The sequence below is a fragment of the Rugamonas fusca genome, assembly GCF_014042365.1.
Lineage (GTDB): Bacteria > Pseudomonadota > Gammaproteobacteria > Burkholderiales > Burkholderiaceae_D > Rugamonas > Rugamonas fusca.
In genome coordinates this window covers 98,629-119,609 of sequence record NZ_JACEZS010000017.1, presented here as the reverse complement: position 1 = coordinate 119,609, position 20,981 = coordinate 98,629, and the positions used below count along the sequence as shown (strand labels likewise).

At 69.5% G+C, this 20,981-nt stretch carries 9 protein-coding genes; all 9 read right to left on the bottom strand.

Annotation, left to right across the window (positions count from 1 at the left end):
- Nucleotides 1-11: 11 nt before the first annotated feature.
- Nucleotides 12-1,070 (bottom strand): NAD-dependent epimerase/dehydratase family protein, encoded by a 1,059-nt coding sequence (locus H3H36_RS18865; RefSeq protein WP_182219641.1) that lies wholly within the window; start codon nucleotides 1,068-1,070, stop codon nucleotides 12-14.
- A gap of 2 nt (nucleotides 1,071-1,072) precedes the next feature.
- Nucleotides 1,073-2,092 carry a 4-hydroxy-2-oxovalerate aldolase gene (gene dmpG, locus H3H36_RS18860; protein ID WP_182219640.1) on the bottom strand — a complete coding sequence of 340 codons (1,020 nt, stop codon included), beginning with the start codon at nucleotides 2,090-2,092 and terminating at the stop codon, nucleotides 1,073-1,075.
- Entirely contained in the window at nucleotides 2,085-3,005 is a 921-nt protein-coding gene (locus H3H36_RS18855) for an acetaldehyde dehydrogenase (acetylating) (RefSeq protein WP_182219639.1), read from the bottom strand. The genes dmpG and H3H36_RS18855 overlap by 8 nt, the downstream gene beginning before the upstream one ends.
- 24 nt (nucleotides 3,006-3,029) lie before the next feature.
- Nucleotides 3,030-3,959, bottom strand: coding sequence for an NAD-dependent epimerase/dehydratase family protein (locus tag H3H36_RS18850; protein ID WP_182219638.1), 930 nt, complete (start codon nucleotides 3,957-3,959; stop codon nucleotides 3,030-3,032).
- Nucleotides 3,960-3,975: 16 nt separating this feature from the next.
- Nucleotides 3,976-5,799: a thiamine pyrophosphate-binding protein gene (locus H3H36_RS18845; protein ID WP_182219637.1), complete on the bottom strand. Its 1,824-nt coding sequence runs from the start codon at nucleotides 5,797-5,799 to the stop codon at nucleotides 3,976-3,978.
- A complete protein-coding gene (rfbH, locus tag H3H36_RS18840) occupies nucleotides 5,799-7,124 on the bottom strand; it encodes a lipopolysaccharide biosynthesis protein RfbH (protein ID WP_182219636.1) in 1,326 nt (441 codons plus the stop codon). Before rfbH ends, H3H36_RS18845 begins: the two co-directional genes overlap by 1 nt.
- Nucleotides 7,125-7,137: 13 nt before the next feature.
- Nucleotides 7,138-8,220: a CDP-glucose 4,6-dehydratase gene (gene rfbG / locus H3H36_RS18835; protein WP_182219653.1), complete on the bottom strand. Its 1,083-nt coding sequence runs from the start codon at nucleotides 8,218-8,220 to the stop codon at nucleotides 7,138-7,140.
- Nucleotides 8,217-8,990: a glucose-1-phosphate cytidylyltransferase gene (gene rfbF, locus H3H36_RS18830; RefSeq protein WP_182219635.1), complete on the bottom strand. Its 774-nt coding sequence runs from the start codon at nucleotides 8,988-8,990 to the stop codon at nucleotides 8,217-8,219. Before rfbF ends, rfbG begins: the two co-directional genes overlap by 4 nt.
- A 212-nt stretch (nucleotides 8,991-9,202) precedes the next feature.
- On the bottom strand, nucleotides 9,203-20,809 hold the full coding sequence (locus H3H36_RS18825; RefSeq protein WP_182219634.1) for a beta strand repeat-containing protein: 11,607 nt from the start codon (nucleotides 20,807-20,809) through the stop codon (nucleotides 9,203-9,205).
- Nucleotides 20,810-20,981: the final 172 nt, after the last annotated feature.

Below are 20,981 nucleotides of genomic sequence, written 5' to 3'. Positions count from 1 at the left end.
GCGGGCCGCGCTCACGCGCGCGGCGTGGCGAACCAGCGGTAAGTCTTGTCGATGGCCTGCTGCAGCGAGCAGGTCTGGCGCACGCCGAGGCGGCGCACGGTGGCCGTCACGTCCGGGTACAGGTCGTCCTGCTGGCGCTGCTGGCGGGCCGGCGCCGTGTTGAGCACCGCGCGCGGGCGGGGCACCACGCGCTCGCCGATCAGCTGCACCAGCTCCAGGTGGCTCACCGGCTCGGCGCTGCCCAGGTTGTACACTTCGCCGTCCACACCCTTGACCAGGGCGGCCAGCGTCCACCAGGCCGCGTCGCTGCCATACAGGTAGCTGCGGCGCGCGCTGCCGTCGCCGTGGATGCGGATTTCGCTGCCCGTCAGCACGTCGCGCAGGAAGTTGTTGATGGCCCACGGCCGGTCCAGCTGCTGGTAGGCGCCCGTCAGCGTGAACGGGCGCACGGTCGAGATGGGCAGGCGGTACTGGCTGCGGTAGATCGAGGCCAGCATCTCGGCCGAGCGCTTGGCGTCGATGTAGACCGTGTGCAGCTGGCCCGACGGGATGGGGAAGTAATCGTTTTCCGTCAGCGCGCCCGCGCGCGTGGGCGCACCGGCCACCAGGCAGGACGACACGTTGATGAAGCGGCGCAGGCCGTCGAGCTGGGAAGCCGCTTCCAGCGCGTTGGTGATACCGGCCACCGTGGTCTGGTGCACCCGCAGCGGGTCGGACGCATGCACCCGGTTGTTGGGGATGCCGGCCGCGTGCACCACGTAGCTGGTGTTCTTGGCGAATTCGAACGGCGAGCGCACGTCCTGCGAGCGCAGGCGGATGTCGAGCCGGCCCGCCAGGTGCGGGTACTGCTGCGGCCATTCCGTCACGTTGCGCGCGTACAGGTCGAGCGTGATGCCCAGCTGGTACTGGTCGTTCAGGGCGGCCACCATTTCGGCGATCCAGGTACCCAAAAAGCCCGTGCCGCCGGTGACGGCCAGGTGCTGGCGCGCCAGGGCGGCCCGCACGTCGGGCTGGTCGGCGCAGGCGGCCAGGCAATCCTGGCGCATGTCGGCGAAGCGTTGGTCGGCCATGATTACCCTTTCTGTGCGTGGTTGGCGGCCAGGTCGCGCGCCACTTCGATGATCAGGCTTTCCTGCCCGGCCACCGCGTTGCGCTTGCCCAGTCCGAAGAAGATGTCGCGCGGGTCCACGTTGTAGTCCTGGGCCGCGCGCGCCACCGGCTTGGCGAAGCCGGAGAACACGCCGGCCAGGCCGGAGACGATGGACAGCGGCGAGATCGACGGCGCCACCGGATTGAATTCCTTCTCCGCGATGTCGGCCGCGTCGAGGATCTTGTACAGGTCGATGCCGGTGCTGTAGCCCAGGCGCTCGAACACGGCCACCAGCACTTCGAGCTGGGTGTTGCCGGCGCCGGCGCCAAAGCCGCGGATGGTGCCGTCGATGATGCTGGCCCCTTCCTGCACGGCGGTGACGGAATTGATGACGGCCATGCCCAGGTTGTTATGGCCGTGGAAGCCGACCGGGATCGACAGCCCGCCCACCAGCGTGGCGATGCGCTCCTTGACATCCTCGGGGAAGTAGGCGCCGGCCGAATCCATGATGACGATCGCTTCGGCGCCGTACGATTCCATCTTCTTGGCTTCCTCCAGCAGCACGGAGGCGCTGGCCATGTGGCTCATCATCAAGACGCCCCAGGCTTCCTTGCCGGCCTTGCGCACGTAGCCGATGTGGCGGTCGGTGATGTCGGCCTCGGTGCAGTGGGCCGCGATGCGGAACACGTCCACGCCCAGGTCGATGGCCTTGACCAGGTCCTTCTTGATGGTGCAGAAGCCGGGAATCACGTGGATGCCCAGGCGCGAGTTGTGCAGGTGCTGGCGCGACACGGTGAGGATTTCCTCGTCCGTCAAGCGGCATTCGCCCACCAGCATGGACGAGGCGCCCAGGCCGTTGCCGTGGCCCACTTCGACGATGGGCACGCCGGCCGCCTCGGCCGCCTGGCAGTAGGCGATGAAGCTTTCGCGGCTCAGCTGGTGGCGCACGGCGTGGTTGCCGTCGCGCAGGGTGGGATCGCTGATCAGGATATTCTTAGCCATGCTTGCGCTCCTTGGTGTGCTTGGCGTGGCCGCTGTGGCGGGCCTCGGCGATCATTTCCGCCATGGCGATGGCGGCGCAGTTGATGATGTCCAGGTTGCCCGCGTACTGCGGCAGGTAGTCGCCCGCGCCCATCACCTTGATGGTGGTGACCACCTTGCCGCCTTCGATGGTGGGCGGCACGATCAGCTGGTAGCCCGGCACATAGGTCTTGAGCTTGGCCACCATGGCGTCCACCGAAGCCTGGATGGCCGGCAGGTCGGGATTGGCGATCTTGGCGTAGATGGTGGTCTGCATGTCGATCGGCGGGTTGGCCGGGTTCAGGATCAGGATGGCCTTGGCCCGCCTGGCGCCCGAGAAGCGCTGCAGCGCGTCTTCCGTGGTCTCGATGTATTCGTCCAGGTTGGCGCGGGTGGCCGGACCGGCGCTGCGCGAGGCGATGCTGGAGGCCACTTCCACGTATTCGATATCCGCATGGACCTGGCCGATCGCATTCGCGATCGGAATGGACGACTGGCCGCCGCAGGTGATCATGTTGATGTTGCGGGTGCCCGTGTCCAGGCAGGCCTGGGCGTTGATGGCGGGGATGCAGAATTCGCCCAGCTTGGCCGGGGTCATGTCGATCACGGTCTTGCCCAGCTTTTCCAGCGCGGCCCAGTGGGCGATGTGGGCCTGGGCCGAGGTGGCGTCGAACACCACGTCGCAGATGGAGGGATCGGCGATGATGGCCTCGATGCCGCGGTCGGAGATGGGCACGCCCAGCCCGCTGGCCCGCTTCATGCCGGCCGAGTTGAAATTGCGGCCCGCGAACAGCGTGCACACCAGGTGTTTGGAGCGCATCACCTTGATCATCAGGTCGGTGCCGATGTTGCCGGAGCCGATGATGGCTATCTTCAGTTTGTCGGAGCTAGTCATGGTTCACCCATAGTCTCTTTATCGTTATGTCGCCGTGCCTGACAGGATTATCGCCGATTCGGCCAGGATGCCGTCGAGCGAAGTATAGGCCGGTTGGTAGCCCAATTCGGCCGCTTGCCGGTTGAGCGAGTAGTAATGGGGCTTGGCGCCGGTGGCGTTGACGGCCACCGTTTCCCCGGACACGGCGTAGCGCAGGCCGTGGCGCTGTTCCATGGCCGCCAGCAGGGCCAGTTTGTCGACCGGCGCGCCGCTGTAGCAATCGAGGGCGCAATTGGCCGGCGGCGCGCGCAGCACGCAGTCGACCAGCTGGTGGAAGTCTTCCGGGTGCAGGTAGTCGCGCACCATGGTGCCCGGCGCGGTTTGCAGCACGGTGCCGTCGCGCACGGCGCGCAGCACGTCGGTGATGAAAAAGCGCGCGTTCAAATCCTGCGTGTGGCTGAAGTAGTTGAACACGCGCAGGTCGGTGATGGCCAGCTGCCGGTGGGCGCGGTGCTTGCACTCGGCGTGCAGCTTGGCCACGCTGTAGTATTCCTGCGGCGTGAGGGCGTTGATGGCGATGCTGGCGTGGGTGTCCGGACCGGCCGGCTGCAGGAAGGTGCTGCCGTAGGCTGCGCCGCTGGAGAGGAAGATGTAGCGCCGCTCCGGGTGCCGCTGCAACTGTTCCAGCGCCAGGTCGTCGAACTGCTGGGTGACGCCGAAGATGGCGCCGCCCATCTGCGCGGCCCGCTGCGGGTCGCCCACGCCGACGAAGTTGAGCACGGCCTCGTGCGGCGCGCGGCCATACTCCTCGTACGGCGCCACCGGGTAGTGGATGAAGTTATCGGCCAGCCAGCGCCGCATGGCCGCCACGTCGCGCACGTACAACAGCGCTTCCGTGCGGCCCTGGCGGGCGAATGAGCGGATCAAATCCCTGGCGATCTGACTGCTGGCACCGAGGATGGCGACGCGCTTCATTGTCTGCGGCACCCTGCTACAGCGATTTCGACTTCTCGTGCATGCCGCCCAACATGGCCTGGTCCAGCACCTCGCGCGGCAGCAGCGGCGACAGGTCTTCCAGCGGCGGCGACACCAGCGTGCCGTCGGCCCGCGCCACCACGCCCAGCTTGGGCGAGAACAGCTGCTGCGGGTGCATGAACACTTCGCAGATCACGGGCCCGGTGTGGGCTTGCACGGCCGCCAGCGTGGCGTCGCACTCGTCCCAGCCGTGGATCTGGTAGGCCGGGATGTCGAACGCTGCCGCCACCTTGGAGAAGTCCGGGCAGGACACGCCGGAGGCGCGGTCCGTGCCCACGTAGTCGGCCTTGAACAGCGACTTCTGGGTGTGCTTGATCATCAGGTAGCCGTCATTGTTGAAGATGAACAGCTTGACGGGCAGCTTGTGGTGGACGATGGTTTGCAGCTCCTGCAAATTCATCATCATGCCGCCGTCGCAGTTCAGGCACATCACTTCGCCGCGGTCGGTGGCGAACGAGACGCCCAGCGCGGCCGGCAGGCCGTAACCCATCTCGCCGAGGCCGGTGGAGGTCATCAGGCGCTGGCCTTGGTGGATGCGCAATGCCTGGTGGCCGCACAGCAGGGCCGTGCCCATGTCCGTGACGACCTTCTGGTCCGGCTTGAAGAAGCCGTTCAGGCGTTCCATGAAGCGGTAGGAATTCATGTAGCCGCCCTGGTCGGCGTGCTCCGGGCCCACCCACGGGAACTGGGCTTCGTAGGCGCGGCAGCGTTCCAGCCAGGCGTCGCGCTTGGGCTGGGCCGGAGCCTGGGCCGCCAGCGCGCGCAGGAAGGCGCCGGCGTCGCAGACGATGTTTTCCGTGGTGCGCACGGCATGCTTGACCGCTTCCGTGGGGTCGATGTCGACCACGTCGATGCGGGCCAGGCGGGCCAGTTCGCTCAAATCGTAGCCGACCTGCGGGATGGCCAGGCGGGTGCCGATGGCCAGCACGTAGTCACTGTTTTGCAGGATGAAGTTGGCGGCGCGCTGGCCGTACACACCGGCGCGGCCGAACACCAGCGGGTGCGACGAATCGATCATGTCGATGCCGGCCCACGATACGAGGGCCGGCACGCCCAGCTGTTCCAGCAGGGGCGCGATCAGGCGCTCGGCGCCGGCCAGGCGGATGCCGTTGCCCAGCCACAGCAGCGGGCGTTCCGCCTTGCCCAGCGCCTGGATGGCGCTGGCCAGCTGGCGCTGTACGTCCGGCGTCAGCGTCGCGTCGGCCGCAGGGGCCTGGTAGTGTTCCAGCGCGGGCGGCGGGATGCGGGCGGCCTGGATGTCCATCGGGATCTCGACCCAGGTGGGGCCGGGGCGGCCGGCCAGCGCGATGTGGGCGGCCTTTTCCAGTTCGTAGACGGCGTATTCGGGCCGCGTCACGCGTTCGGCGTACTTGGTCACTTCGCGCACCATCTGGCACGAGTCGTAGCCCTGCACGCCCCACATGCGCAGCGGATTGTCGGGGCGGGTGAACTTGGAGTTCTCGTTGCCGGCGATCATGATGCAGGGGATGGAGTCGGCCCAGGCCGACACCACGCCGGTGACGCCGTTGGTGGAGCCGGCGCCCGTGGTCAGCAGCGCGGCGGCCAGCCGGCCGCAGGTGCGGTAGTAGGTCTGCACGGCCATGGCGGCCGCCTGCTCGTGGTGCACGCACACGATTTCCGTGAAACCGCGGCGGGTGATGGCCTCGAACAGGTGCACATTGCCGGCGCCGATGATGCCGAAGGCGTGGCGGATGTCCAGCTGTTCCAGGGCTGCGGCCACCAGTTCGGCGACCTTGACGTTCAGTTCAGGTGCTTGCATCAGAAATTCACGCCGAAGAAAGTCTCCAGCTTCTCGATGGTGAAGTCCAGCATCTCGCGCGTCAGGCCGGGGAATACGCCGATCCAGAAGGTGTCGTTCATGACGCGGTCGGTGTTGGTCAGTTCGCCCGAGACGCGGTAGTGACGGCCCATCATGTAGGGCTGGCGCGTCAGGTTGCCGGCGAACAGCAAACGGGTGCCGATCTTGTGCTGGTCCAGGTAGGTCAGCAGGTCCACGCGCGACACGTTCGCTTCCGGCTTCAAGGTCATGGGGAAGCCGAACCACGATGGGTCGCTGTTTTCGGTCGCTTCCGGCAGGATCAGGAATTCGGCGCACGACTGCAGCTTTTCCTTCAGGTAGGCGAAGTTGTCCTTGCGGGCCTGGATGAAGCCGGGCGCGCGGTCGATCTGGGCCAGGCCGCAGGCCGCCTGCATGTCGGTGATCTTGAGGTTGTAGCCCAGGTGGCTGTAGGTGTACTTGTGGTCGTAGCCTTCCGGCAGCGTGCCCAGCTTCCAGCCGAAGCGCTTGCCGCAGGTGTTGTCCTTGCCCGGCGCGCAGTAGCAGTCGCGGCCCCAGTCGCGGAACGATTCGGCGATCATCTTCAGTTCCGGATTGTTGGTGAACACGGCGCCGCCTTCGCCCATGGTGATGTGGTGGGCCGGGTAGAACGACATGGTGCCGATGTCGCCGAAGGTGCCCACCATCTTGCCGTTGTAGGTCGAGCCGAGGGCGTCGCAGCAATCCTCGATCAGCCACAGATTGTGCTTCTTGCACAGGGCGACGATGACGTCCAGGTTGTACGGGTTGCCCAGCGTGTGGGCCAGCATGATGGCCTTGGTCTTGGGCGAGATGGCCGCCTCGATTTTTGAGGCGTCGATGTTGTAGGTGCCCAGCTCCACGTCCACGAACACGGGCACCGCGCCGAACTGCAGGATGGGGTTGACGGTGGTGGGGAAACCGGCCGCCACGCCGATCACTTCATCGCCGGGCTGAATGGCGCGCGCGCCCAGCTTGGGCGAAGTGAGCGTGTTGAACGCCACCAGGTTGGCCGAGGAACCGGAATTGACGGTGATCAGGAAGTCCACCCCGATGAACTTGGCCAGCCTGGCTTCGAACTGGTCGTTGAAGCGGCCCGTGGTCAGCCAGGCGTCCAGCGACGCTTCGACCATCAGTTCCATTTCAGGCGCGCCGACCACCTTGCCGGCCGGCGGCACCACCGTCACGCCCGGCTCGAACGGGCGCGGGGCGCTGGCCAGGGCGCCGTATTCGGCCACCAGCTTGATGATCTGTTCGCGCAGTTGTTCCTTGCTTTGCTGTTCACTCATGATAATTGCGACCTTACTTGATGTCCGTGTGTTGGTATTGCTCGATCTGGGCCAGCGTCAGCGCGCGCATGGCGGCGCCGTCCGGGTTGGCGGCGTAGGCCTGGTGCCATGCCACGATCTTGTCGATGGTGTGGCCCAGGTTCCAGCGTGGCTGCCAGTGCAGCCGGCTGCGCGCCTTGGAGCAGTCGAGCTTGAGGTAAGTGGCTTCGTGCGGTTGCGGCGCGCCGTCCAGTTCCCAGCTGGCGCCTGCGCCCCAGCTCTGGCACAGCCGCTCGATGATCCAGGAAACGGGGCGGGCGTCCGTGTCGTGCGGGCCGAAGTTGTAGCCTTCGGCGTAGGCGGGACCGTCCAGCACCAGCCGTTCGGCCAGCGTCAAATAGCCCGACAGCGGTTCCAGCACGTGCTGCCACGGGCGGATCGCGTGCGGGCTGCGGATCAGCACCGGCTGGCGGCGCGCGATGGCGCGCACCATGTCGGGGATCAGGCGGTCCTCGGCCCAGTCGCCGCCGCCGATCACGTTGCCGGCGCGGCCGGAACCGAGCGCCACGCCATGCTCGGCGTAGCGTTCGGCGTTGAAGTAGGAATTGCGGTAGGCCGACGTGACCAGTTCGGCGCAGCCCTTGCTGTTGCTGTAGGGGTCGTAGCCGCCCATGGCTTCGTTCTCGCGGTAGCCCCATGGCCATTCGCGGTTCTCGTAGCACTTGTCGCTGGTGACGTTGACGACGGCCTTGATGCCCGGTGTGGCGCGCACGGCCTCGAACAGGTTGACCAGGCCCATCACGTTGGTGCTGTAGGTCTCCACCGGATGGGCGTAGGAATAGCGCACCAGGGCCTGGGCCGCCATGTGGATCACGATGTCGGGCCGGGCTTGCTGCACGGCGCGCGTGAGGGCGGCGCCGTCACGGATGTCGCCGAGCTGCGAGTGCATGCCGGTGGCCACGTCGGCCACCGTGAACAATGACGGCGTACCGGGCGCCAGCGCGTAGCCGCTCACGTGCGCGCCCAGTTGCTGCAACCACAGGCTCAGCCAGCTGCCCTTGAAGCCCGTGTGCCCCGTCAGGAACACACGCTTGCCTTGCCAGAAACCTGGCGTCATGGCCAGCGCTTCCACGGCGCCTTGCCGTTCTGCCACAGGTCTTCCAGCAGCACCTTGTCGCGCAGGGTGTCCATCGGCTGCCAGAAGCCGTGGTGGAAGAAGGCGTCCATCTGGTTGTCGCGCGCCAGGTGTTCCATCGGTTCCTTTTCCCACGTGGTGCTGTCGTCGGCGATGTAGTCGAGCACCTTGGGCGAGAGCACGAAGTAGCCGCCGTTGACCCAGTTGCCGTCGCCTTGCGGTTTTTCCTTGAAGCTCAGGATGCGGGTGCCATCGAGGTCGATGGCGCCGAAGCGGCCCGGCGGCTGCACGGCCGTCATGGTGCCCAGCTTGCCGTGCGCGCGGTGGAACTGCACGGCGGCCGTGATGTCGACGTCGGCCACGCCGTCGCCGTAGGTGAAGCAGAACGCCTCGTCCGGGTCCAGGTATTTTTTCACGCGCTTCAGGCGTCCGCCCGTCAAGGTGTTCTCGCCCGTGTCGACCAGCGTCACCTTCCACGGCTCGGCGTGGCGCGAGTGCACTTCCATGGTGTTGTACTGCATGTCGAAGGTGACGTCGGAGGTGTGCAGGAAGTAGTTGGCGAAAAATTCCTTGATGATGTAGCCCTTGTAGCCGCAGCAGATGACGAAGTCATTGATGCCATGCGACGAATAGGTCTTCATGATGTGCCACAGGATCGGCTTGCCGCCGATCTCGACCATGGGTTTCGGCCGGACGGAGGTTTCCTCACTGAGCCGCGTCCCCAGGCCGCCGGCGAGTATGACTGCTTTCATGCTGCTCCCTCGATAGTTAGGTCTTTGTCGTTATGGCAGCGGTGCGCGCGTGCGGCGGCGATCCATCTGACGGCCCTATTGTGGGCCCAAGCGAGCTTATTCTAAACCAGAAGCAAGAGGGTGTGCAGGGCTTTATTTTCATTTGGCAACACTGTGTTGCGGCACCGCGCACAGGGGCGCGGTGCCGTCCAGTCAACATTGCCGGGCCGCTGTTACTTCGGCGGCAAGGCCAGCCAGCCGTGGCCGCTGGCGCGCGGATCGGCCATGCCATCGGGCCGGGGCGGCGCGCTCAGCAGCGTGCCCACGCGTGGCCGGCCGTTCGCGTCGTACTGGCTCAGGGCCGCCGTCAGCGCCGCCACCTGCTGCGAGGTGCCGGCCGCCAGCGTACTGGCCGGCGCCGGGACCACTGCTGGGGCCGGGTCGGCCGCCAGCCCGGCGTGGGCCAAGGCATAGTGCGTCAGTGCATGGGCCAGGCTGCCCACCTGGCTGCTCATCGGCGACTGCACGCCTTCCTGGCGGTTGGCCACGAACCACACGTCGGCCGCCTGGTGCACGCTGCCGTCGCTGCGGGTGAAGCTCGACACCAGGCCCAGCCGGTTGCCGTACTGCTGCGCGCCACCGGCCGTGGCCGTGGTGGCGATGGCCGTGATGCCCAGCGAACTCAGGCTGTGCAGCTCGCCCGCTTCCGTCACGGCGTCGCTGTTGGCATCCACCCACACTTGCAGCTGGCCAAAGGCCAGGTCGGCGCTGGTGATCTGGCCATCGCCGTTGCTGTCGAGCTGGCCCAGGGCCGCGTAACCATCCCTGGCCACGCTGCCGTCGGCCAGCCGGGTGGCGCTGCCGAACAGTTCGCCGCCGCTGGTGATCTGGCCGTCGTTGTTGCGGTCCATCACCAGCAAGCCATCGCTGGCGGCCACCCAGCCCGTGTGCACGGTGCGGCCGTCGCCGTAGAGGTCGAACTGCACGCCGGCCGCCACGCTCAGCGTGGACACGCCGTCGCCGCTCAAGTCCAGGATCAGCGGCGTGGCGTAGCGCGACGAGGCCGGGTTCAGGGCCATGGTCTGGTCGGTGCTCATGGCCGCCACCTGGGTGTTGCTGAAGGCGGCGATCTGGGCCGTACTGAGGGCGGCCAGGTCGGCCGTCTCCAGCGCCACGATCTGCTGCGTCGTCAGCGAGGCCAGTTCGGCCGTCGTCAAGGCGGCCGCCTGGTCGCTGGTCAGGCCGGCGATCTGCCCGGTGGTCAAGCCCACGATCTGGGCCGTCTTGAGCGATTTGACCTGCAGCGTGGTCAGCGCGTCGAGCTGGGGCACGGCGATGGCGGCCAGCTGGTCGGTCGTCAGGGCCGTCAGCTGGGCCGTGCTCAGCACCGGCAACTGGACGCTGGTGAACGCGGCCACCTGGGCCGCGCCCATGCCCAGCAGCTGGCTGGTCTTGAGCGAGGCCACCTGGCTGGTGGTCAGGGCTGCCACCTGGTCGCCCGTCAGGTAGCCGACCTGGGTCGCCGTGAGGGCGTTGATCTGGGCCGTGCTGAACACGGTCAACTGGTCGGTGCTGACGGCGTTCAGCTGGTCCACGCTGAAGGTGGCCACTTGCGAGGTCTTCAGCGATTGCACCTGGGCCGTCGTCAGCGCCGCCACTTGCGACGCCAGCAGGGCGGCGATCTGGGCCGTCGTCAGGGTCAGCACTTGCGCCGTGGTCAGGTTGGCCACCTGGTCGGTGGACAGGGCCGTCAACTGGTCCACGCCCAGCGCCGTGATCTGGCTCAGCTTGATCGCGTCCACTTGCAGCGTGCTCAGCGCACCGACCTGGGCCGGCGTCAGCACGGCCAGCTGGGCCGTCGTCAGGTAGCCGATCTGGGCCGTCGTCAAGGCCTGCACCTGGTCCGTGCCCAGCACAAACATCTGGTCGGCCGTCAGCGCGGCCAGCTGGGCGCTGCCCAGGGCCGGCACCTGGGTGGCCGTCAGGGCTGGCACCTGGCTCAGCGACAGGGCCGTGATCTGGGCCGTCGTCAGGGCCGCCACCTGGGCCGGCGTCAACGCCGTCAGCGACGCCGTGGCCAGCGTGGCCAGCGTGGCGCCGTTCAGGGCCGCCACCTGCAAGGTACCCAGCGACGCCAGCTGGTCGGTGCTGAACGCGGCCAGCTGGGCCGACGGGATGGCCCCGGCCTGGGCCGTCGTCATGCCGCGCAACTGGGCCGTGCCCAGGCTGGCCGTCTGCGCCGTCGACAGCGCCGCGAACTGGTCGCTGGTGAGGGCGGCCAGCTGCTTGCTGCCCAGCGCGGCCAGGTCGGCCGTTTCCAGCGCGGCCAGCTGGTCTTGCGTCAGCGTGGCCAGCTGGGCCGTGGCCAGTGCGGCGGCCTGGGCCGTCGTCAAGGCCACGATCTGGTCCGTGCTCAGCGTGGTGAACTGGTTGGTGCTCAGGGCGCCGATCTGGGCCGTCGTCAGGGCGGCCAACTGGTCGGTGCTGAGCGCCACCACGTCATCCGTGCTCAGGCCATAGGCGAGCTGGGTCGAGGTCAGGGCGGCCAGGCTGGCCGTGGCCAGCGCGGCCAGCGTGGCGGTGGACAGGCCGGCCAGCAGCTGGGCCGTCGTCAAGGCCCGCAATGCCGTGCTGCTGAGGGCGTTCCACTGGTCGCTGCCGAGCGCGGCCAGCTGGTCGCTGGTGAGGGCGGCGATCTGGCGCGTTTGCAGCGAGGACAGGTCGGCCGTCTCCATGGCGGCCAGCTGGCTGGTGGTCAGCGCCACCACCTGGCGCGTCGTCAGCGATGCGGCCTGGGCCGTGGTGAGGGCCACGATCTGGTCCGTCGTGAGGCCGGCGCTGAGCTGGTCGGTAGACAGCGTGGCCAGCGCGGCCGTGGACAGGGCGGCCAGCTGGTCGGTGCCCAGCGCGGCCAGCTGGTTGGTGTTCAGCGCGGCCAGTTGGGTGGTCTTGAGCGAAGCGGCCTGGGCCGTTGTCAAGGCCGCCACCTGGGCCGTCGTCAGGGCCGCCACCTGGGCCGTGGCCAGGCTGGCCAGCTTGCCGGTGGCCAGGCTGGAGAGCTGATCCGTCGTCAAGGCCGTCAGCTGGTCGGTGTCCAGTGCCGCCAGTTCGGCCGTGGTCAGGGCGTTCAACTGGTCCGTGCCCAGCAGTTGCAGCTGGCCCGTGGCCAGCGCGGCCACCTGGCGCGTGGCCAGCGCGGCCAGGTCGGCCGTTTCGATGGCGGCCAGTTGGTCGCTGCCGAGGGCGTTGATCTGGTCGCTGCCCAGGGCGCGCCACTGGGCCGTGGTCAGGGCCACGATCTGGTCGGTCGTCAAGGCGGCGGCCTGGGCGTTGCCCAGGGCTGCCACTTGCAGCGTGGACAGGGCGGCCAGCTGCGACGTGTCCAGCCCGCTCAACTGGGCCGTGCCCAGGCCCAGCGCGATCTGCGCCGTGCCCAGCGCGGCCAGCGTGGCCGAGGCCAGCGCGTTCAGCTGCAGCGTGGTCAGGCCGGCCACCTGGTCGGTGGTGAGGGCCGTCACCTGGTTGGTGCGCAGGGCGTTCAAGTCCAGCGTGCTCAGTGCGGCGATCTGGTCCGACGTGAACGCGGCCAGTTGGGTGCTGCTCAAGCCCACCACCTGTTGGGTGGCCAGGCTGCCGATCTGGTCGCTGCCCAGCGCGTTGATCTGGCTGGTGCTGAAGCCGGCCAGCTGGCCGCTGGCCAGTACGGCCAGCCAGTCCGTGCTCAGCGCGGCCACGTTGGCCGTGGCCAGCGCGCCCAGCTGGACGCTGCCCAGCGCGGCCACGTCCACCGTTTCCATGGCGTTCAACTGGCCGCTGGTCATGGCGGCCAGCTGGCCGGTGGCCAGCGCGGCCGTCTGGCGCGTGGTCAGGGCCACGATCTGGTCCGTGCTCAGGCCGGCGAACTGGGCCGTGGCGAAGCTGTTCAGCTGGGCACTGCCCAGGCTGGCGATGTCGTCGGTGCTGAAGGCGGCCAGCTGGTCGCTGCGCAGGGCGGCCAGCTGGCGCGTCGCCAGTGAGGCGGCCTGGGCCGTGGTGAGGGCGGCGATCTGGTCCGTGCTGAGACCGCCCAGCTGGGCCGTGGCCATGGCGTTCAGTTGCGTCGAGGTGAGGGCCTGCAACTGGTCGGTGCTGATGGCGGCCAGCTGGTCGCTGCTGAACGCGGCCAGCTGGGCCGTGCCCAGCGCGGCCAGGTCGTCGGTCGGCAAGGTTTGCACCTGGACGGTGGCCAGCGCGGCCACCTGGGCGCTGCCCAGGGCCGCCACTTGGGCCGTCGTCAGCGCCATGATCTGGCCGGTCGCCAGCAGCGCCAACTGGGCGCTGGCCAGCCCGGCGATCTGGGCCGTGGTGAGCGCTTGCACATCGTCCGTGGACAATGCGGCCAGCTGGTCGCTGCCCAGCGCGTTCAGTTGCGCCGCGGCCAGGCCGCGCGCCTGGGTGGTGGTCAGGGCCGCGATCTGGTCCGTGCTCAAGCCCGGCAACTGGGCCGTGCTCAATGCGGCGATCTGGGCCGTGGTGAAGCTTTGCAGCTGGTCGGTCGACAGCAGTGGCAGTTGCAGCGTGCTCAGGGCGGCCAGCTGGCCCGTGGTCAGGGCCGCCAGTTCGTCCGTCGTGAGGGTGGGCAGCTGGGCGCTGCCCAGGCTGGCCACTTGCAGCGTCGTCAAGGCGGCGACCTGGGCCGTCGTCAGCGACACCAGCTGGGCGCTCGTCAGTTGCGCCAGTTGCAGCGTGGCCAGCGCGGCGAGCTGGGCCGTCCTGAGGGCGGCCAGGTCGTCCGTTTCCAGCGCGGCCAATTGATCGCTCGACAGCGCGGCCAGCTGGGCGTTGGTCAGGCTGGCGGCCTGGCCGGTCGTGAGGGCCACGATCTGGTCCGTCGTCAGGGCCTGCAACTGAGCGCTGGCCAGGCCCGCGAGCTGGGCCGTGCCCACGGCTTGCAGCTGGTCCGTGCTCAGGGCCACCAGCTGGGCCGTGGCCAGCGCGGCCAGCTGGGGCGCGCGCAGGGCCGCCACGTCGTCCGTGTTGAGCGCCAGCAACTGGCTGGTGCTCAACGCGGCCACCTGGGCCGTCGTGAGGGCGGCCGCCTGGCCCGTGCTCAGGGCGCCGATCTGGTCCGTGCTGAGGCCGCTCAATTGCGTCGTGCTCAGCGCCGCCACCTGGGCCGTCTTGAGGGCTTGCAAGTCCTCCGTTTCCAGCGCGGCCAGCTGGGCCGTGGCCAGCGCGGCCACCTGGGCCGTCGTCAAGCCGGCGGCCTGGGCCGTCGTCAGGGCCACGATCTGGTCCGTCGTCAACGCTTGCACCTGGGCGCTGCCGAACGCGGCGACCTGGGCCGGGGTCAGGCTTTGCAGCTGGTCGGTGCTGAGGGCGTCGAGCTGGTCGGTGCGCAGCGCGGCCAGCTGGGCCGTCTTGAGCGTGGCCACCTGGTCGGTGCGCAAGGCGGCCACCTGGACCGTGGCCAGCGCGGCCAGCTGGCTGGTGGTCAGGGCCACCGTCTGCAGCGTCGTCAGGGACGCCAGCTGGTCGGTGCTCAGGGCGTTCAACTGGTCGGTGCTCAGCGCGGCGATCTGGGCCGGTTTCAGGGCGGCCAGTTCATCGGTCGTCAGGGCCGCCAGTTGCAGCGTGCCCAGCGCGACGGTCTGGGCCGTCGTCAGGGCGGCGATCTGGGCCGAGGTGAGGGCGGCGATCTGGTCGCTGCGCAAGCCCAGCAACTGGGCCGTGGACAGGGCCGCGATCTGGACCGTGGCCATGCTTTGTACCTGGTCGGTCGACAAGGCGTCGAGCTGGTCGGTGGTGAGGGCGGCCACCTGGGCCGTCTTCAAGACCGCCAGATCGGCCGTTTCCAGCGCGGCCACCTGGACCGTGGTGAGGGCGGCCACCTGGGCCGTCTTGAGGGCGGCGGCCTGCAGCGTGGTCAGGGCCACGATCTGGTCCGTTCCGAGGGCGGCCAGCTGGGTGCTGTCGAGCGCGCCCACCTGGGCCGTCTTGAGGGCGGCCACGTCGTCGGTCGACAGCACGGCGACCTGGGCGGTATCGAGCGCGGCCACCTGGGCCGTCGTCAGGCCGGCGGCCTGGGCGGTGGTGAGGGCGATGATCTGGTCGCTGCGCAGCGCGCGCAGCTGGGCGCTGGCCAGCGCGGCGATCTGGGCCGTCGTCATGCCGGCGATCTGGTCGGTGGTCAGGGCGGCCAGCTGGGCCGTGCCCAGCGCCGCCACCTGGGCCGACTTGAGCGCGTCCAGGTCGGCGCTTTCCAGCGCCTGCACTTGCAGCGTGGTCAGCGCGGCCACTTGCGCCGTCGTCAGCGCGCCGGCTTGCTGCGTGGTCAGGGCCACGACCTGGGCCGTGGTGAGCGTGCCGATGGCGTCGCTGCCCAGCGCGGCCAGCTGGGCCGTCTTCAGGGCAGCGAGGTCATCGGTGGACAGCGCGACGAGCTGGGCCGTGCCCAGCGCGGCCACCTGGGCCGTCGTCAGGCCGGCGGCCTGGGCCGTGGTGAGGAGGGCGACCTGGGCGCTGCCCAGGCTGGCGACCTGGGCCGTGGCCAGCGCCGCGATCTGGGCCGTGCCCAGGCTTTGCCACTGGTCGCTGCCCAGCGCGGCCAGCTGGTCGGTGGTGAGCGCCTGCAACTGGGCGCTCTTGAGCGCCTCCAGCTCGGCCAGCGCCAGCGCGGCGATCTGCTGCGTGGTCAGGGCCGCCACCAGGGCCGTGCGCAGGGCGGACGCTTGCTGCGTCGTTAGCGCGGCGATCTGGGCCGTGGACAGGCTGGCCAGCGCCGCCGTGCCCAGCGCGTTGAGCTGGGCCGTCTTCAGGGCCGCCAGCTGGTCGGTGCTGAGCGCGGCCAGCTGGTCGGTGGACAGGGCGCCCACCTGGATCGTCGTCAGCGAGGCGGCTTGGGCCGTGGTGAGGGCGGCGATCTGGGCGCTGCCCACGGCTTGCAACTGGGCCGTGCCCAGCGCGCCGACCTGGGCCGTGGCCAGGCTCTGGAACTGGACCGTCCTGAGGGCGGCCACCTGGTCCGAGGTGAGGGCGGCGATCTGCGCGCTGCGCAAGGCCGCCAGTTCCGTCGTCAGCAGCGCTTGCACCTGGTCGGTGGTGAGGGCGGCCAGCTGGCGCGTGGCCAGGTTGGCCAGCTGGCTGGTGGTGAGGGCGTCGAGCTGGTCGCTGCCCAGCGCGGCGATCTGCTGCGTGCCCAGCGCGTTGAGCTGGCTGGTCTTCATGGCGGCCAGGTCGGCCGTCTCCAGCACACTGGCTTGCAGCGTGGACAGCGCGGCCATCTGGGCCGTCGTCAGGCTGGCGGCCTGGGCGGTGGTGAGGGCCACGATCATGTCCGTGCCCAGCGACTGGATCTGGCTGGTCGACAGGGCGGCGATCTGGGCCGTCGTCATCGCTTGCAGCTGGGCCGTGCCCAGCATGCCCAGCAGGGCGGTGCCCAGGGCGGCCAGCTGGAGCGAGCTGAACGCGGCCAGGTCGGCCGCCGTGAGCGCGGCCACCTGGTCCGAATTGAGGGCCGTCAACTGGGCCGTGCCCAGCGCGCGGGCCTGGGCCGTCGTCAGCGCGGCGATCTGGGCCGTGCTGAGCTCGCCCACTTCGACCGTCGTCAGGGCCGCGATCTGGCTGGTCTTCATGGCGGCCAGGTCCACCGTCTCCAGCGCGGCCAGCTGGTCGCTGTTGAAGGCGGCCACCTGGGCCGTCGTCAGGCCGGCGGCCTGGGCCGTCGTGAGGGCCGCGATCTGGCCGCTGTTCAAGCCTGGCCACTGGTCCGTGGCCAGCGCCGCCACCTGGGCGGTGCCCAGGGCTGGCAACTGGGCCGTCGACAGGGCGCCCAGCTGGCTGGTGGTCAGGGCCCGCAACTGGGCGCTGCGCCACACCACCAGTTCGGCCGTGGTCAGGGCCAGGATCTGGTCCGTCGTCAGGGCCGCCAGCTGGCGCGTGCCCAGGTTGGCCATCTGCAGCGTCGACAGGGCGTTCAACTGGGCGCTGCCGAGCAGGGCGGCCGAGGCCGTCGTGAGGGCGTTGAGCTGGGCCGTTTGCAGGGCGGCCATGTCGTCCGTGCCGAGCGCGCCCAGCTGGTCGGACGTGAGGGCGGCCATCTGCGCCGTGGCCAGCTTGCTCAGTTGCACAGAATTGAGGGCGTTCAGCTGGGCCGTGCTCAAGGCCTGGAACTGGGCCGTGGTGAGGGTACTCAGTTGCGCCGTCGTCATCGCGCTGACCTGGGCCGTGCCCAGCGCGGCGATGTCGTCGGTGCTGAAGCCGCGCCACTGGGCCGTGCCCAGCGCGGCCAGGTCGGCCGTCTCCAGCGCCGCCACCTGGTCGGTGGTGAGGGCCGCCAGCAGCCGCGTGGCCAGGCTGGCCGCCTGCTGGGTGGTCAGCGCCTGCAGCTGGGCCGTGCTCAGTTCGCTGGCCTGGGCCGTCGTCAAGGCGTTCAGCTGCGCCGTCTTCATGCTGGCCAGGTCCGCCGTTTCCAGCGCCGCCAGCTGGTCGCTGCTGAGCGATGCCACCTGGGCCGTCGTCAGCGCGCCGGCCTGGGCCGTCGTCAGGGCCACGATCTGGTCGCTGCCGAACGCGCCCAGCTGGCGTGTGCCCAGGGCCGCCGTTTGCGCCGTGCTCAGGCCCGCCACCTGGGCCGTGCTGAGCAGCGCGACCTGGTCCGTCGTCAGCGCGGCCACCTGGGCCGTCTGCAGGGCGGCCACGTGGGCCGTGTCCAGTCCGGCCAGCTGGCCGGAGGTGAGGCTGGCGATTTGCAGCGTGGCCAGCTTGCTCAGTTGCAGCGAATTGAGGGCGGCCAGCTGGGCCGTGCTCAAGACCTGGAACTGGGCCGTGGTGAGCGTGCTCAGCTGGGCCGTGTTCATGGCGCGCACCTGGGCCGTGCCCAGCGCGGCGATGTCGTCCGTGCTGAAGCCGCGCCATTGGGCCGTGCCCAGCGCGGCCAGGTCGGCCGTCTCCAGCGCCGCCACCTGGTCCGTGGTGAGGGCCGCCAGCAATCGCGTGGCCAGGCTGGCCGATTGCTGGCTGGTCAGCGCTTGCAGCTGGGCCGTGCTCAGTTGGGCGGCCTGGGCCGTCGTGAGGGCGTTAAGCTGGGCCGTCTTCAGGCTGGCCAGGTCCACCGTTTCCAGGGCCGCCAGCTGGTCGCTGGTGAGCGCGGCCACCTGGGCCGTCAGCAGGCTGCTCACTTGCAGCGTGTTCAGGGCCACGATCTGGGCCGTTGTCAGCGCCTGCAACTGTAGCGTGTTGAAGGCGTCCACCTGGGCCGTCGTCAGCGCGGCGATCTGGGCCGTGGACAGGGCCGCGATGCTGGCCGTGTCGAGCTGGGCGATCTGGGTCGTCAGCAGCGACGACAGGTTGGCCGTGTTGAGCATCAGCAGTTGGGCGCTGCCCAGCGCGTTGAGCTGGCTGGTGCTCAAGGCCGCCGCCTGGGCCGGGGTGAGCGAGGCCACCTGGGCCGTGCTCAGTTGGGCGATCTCGGCCGTCGTCAGGGCCCGGATCTGGGCCGTCTTGAAGGCGGCCAGGTCGACCGTCTCCAGCGCGGCCAGCTGGTCGCTGGTGAGGGCGGCCACCTGTTTGGTGGCCAGGTTGCCCGCTTGCAGCGTCGTCAGCGCCACGATCTGGGCCGTCGTCAAACCTTGCAGCTGGGCCGTGCCCAGCGCCTGTAACTGGGCCGTCGTGAGCGCCTGCAACTGCGCCGTGGCCAGCGCGGCCAGGTCGTCCGTGCCCAGGCTGGCCACCTGGGCCGTCCGGAGCGCGGCCAGCGTCAGCGTGGGCAGGGCGTTGAGCTGGTTGCTCGACAGCGCGGCCACCTGGCGCGTCGTCAGTGACGCGGCCTGGGCCGTGGTGAGGGCGGCCACCTGGGCCGTCGTCACGGCCGCCAGCTGGTCGGTGCCAAGCGCCGTCAGCTGGTTGGTGGTCAGCGCGGCCCAGTCGCGCGTGATGAGCGCGGCCACCTGGTCCGTGCCCAGGCTGGCGACCTGGCGCGTCGTCAAGGCGGCCACCTGGGCCGTGCCCAGCGCGGCCAGCTGGTCCGAGTTCAGCACGGCGATCTGGTCCGTGCTCAGTTGCGCCAGCTGGGCCGTCTTCAGGGCCGCCACCTGGCTGGTGCTGAGGGCGGCGATGGCGGCCGTGCCCAGGCCCAGCAACTGCGACGATTGCAGGGCTGCGTAATCGGCCGAGCTGAGCGCGGCCAGCTGGGCCGTGCTGAGGGCACGCAACTGTTGCGTGGTCAGCGCGGCGGCTTGGGCCGTGCTGAGGGCGGCGATCAGCGCCGTGCCCAGCGCGCCGACCTGGGCCGTCGTCAGGGCCGCCACCTGGTTGCTCTTCAGGGCGGCCCAGTCCACCGTTTCCAGCGCGTTGAGCTGGTCGGTGGACAGGGCGGCCAGCTGGCGCGTCGTCAGCGCGGCGGCCTGGGCCGTGGTGAGGGCGACGATCTGGTCGCTGCCCAGGGCCGCGATCTGGGGCGTGCCCAGCGCGGCCAGTTGTTGCGTGGCCAGGCTGGCCAGTTGCGCCGTCTGCAGCGCGGCCACGGCGTTGCTGGCCAGCGCGGCCACTTGCTGGGTCTGCAGCGCGCGCAGGGTGGCGGTGGCCAGCGCGGCGAGCTGATCCGAGCGCAGCGACGCCAGTTGGAAAGTACCCAGGCCCGGCACTTGCAGGCTCTTCAGCGACGCGAACTGGGCCGTCGTGATGGCGGCCAGCTGGGCCGTGGCCAGGGCGGCCAGTTGCTGGGTTTTCAGGCTGGCCCAGTCGGCCGTCTCCAGCGCGGCCAGTTGGGCCGTGGTGAGGGCGGCCAGCTGGCGCGTGCCCAGGTTGGCCAGCTGGCCCGTGGTCAGGGCGACGATCTGGTCACTGCCCAGCGCGGCCATCTGGCTGCTGGACAGGGCGTTGAGCTGGTTGCTGGCCAGCGCGGCGGCCTGGCTGGTGCTGAGCGCGGCCACGTTGGACGTGCCCAGCCCGCTCAAGGCCAGCGTGGCCAGCGCGGCCAGGTCGGCCGTCTGCAAGGCGGCCAGCTGGTCCGAACGCAGCGCGGCCAGTTGTTGCGACGACAGCGCTTGCGCCTGCGCCGTCTTGAGCGCGGCCACCTGGTCGGTGGTGAGGGCGCTGAACAGGGCGCTGCCGAGCGCGGCGATCTGCTGGGTTTTCAGGCTGGCCACGCTGGCCGTGGCCAGCGCGTCCAGCTGGATGGACGACAGGGCCGCCACCTGGGCCGTGCCCAGCGCGCTGGCCTGGGCCGTGCCCAGTACGGCCACTTGCGCCGTGCCCAGCGCCGCGATCTGCTGGGTTGGCATGGCGGCCAGCTGGGCCGAACCGAGCGCGGCCACCTGGTCGGTGCGCAGGCCGGCCACGCTGCCCGTGTCCAGCGCCGCCAGTTGCTGGCTGCGCAGGGCGGCCACGTCGGCCGTCGTCAGCGCGGCCACCTGGTCCGAACCGAGGGCGTGCAGTTGCGCCGTGCCCAGGCCGATCAGCTGGGCCGTGCGCAGGGCGGCCAGGTCGGCCGTGCCCAACAGGGCCACCTGGGCGGTGGTCAGCGCCCCCAGTTGCGCCGTGCTCAGGGAGGCGAACTGGTCGGAGGTGAGCCCGTACACCAGCTGGGCCGTCGTCAGCAGCGGTATTTGCTGGGTGCCCAGGGCCTGGATCTGCCGGGTGCCGAAGCCGGTCCCCAGCTGCGCCGTGCTCAGGGCCTGCAAGTCCTGGGTCGGCAGCGCACGCACCTGCTCGCTGCTCAACGCGGCCAGCTGGTCCGTGCGCAACGCCGACGTCTGCAAGGTCGACAGCAAGCCGATGTCGGCCGTGGTCAACAAGGTGATCTGGTAGGTCGACAGGCTGACGATTTGGTCGGTGGTTAAACCGGGTACGAGCGATGGCATAGTGGGTATCTCCTGGCAGAAGGATATAGTAACGCCAATCGGCCTGAGATTGAGAAAAAGCAAGTAATTCCCACGCAAATCTTGGCATGAAAACAAGGACTTAGCGGCGCCGGATCAGCATGTTGGAAACACGGTAAGATGCACGCTATCGCATCCTCAGGAATGAGCCCCC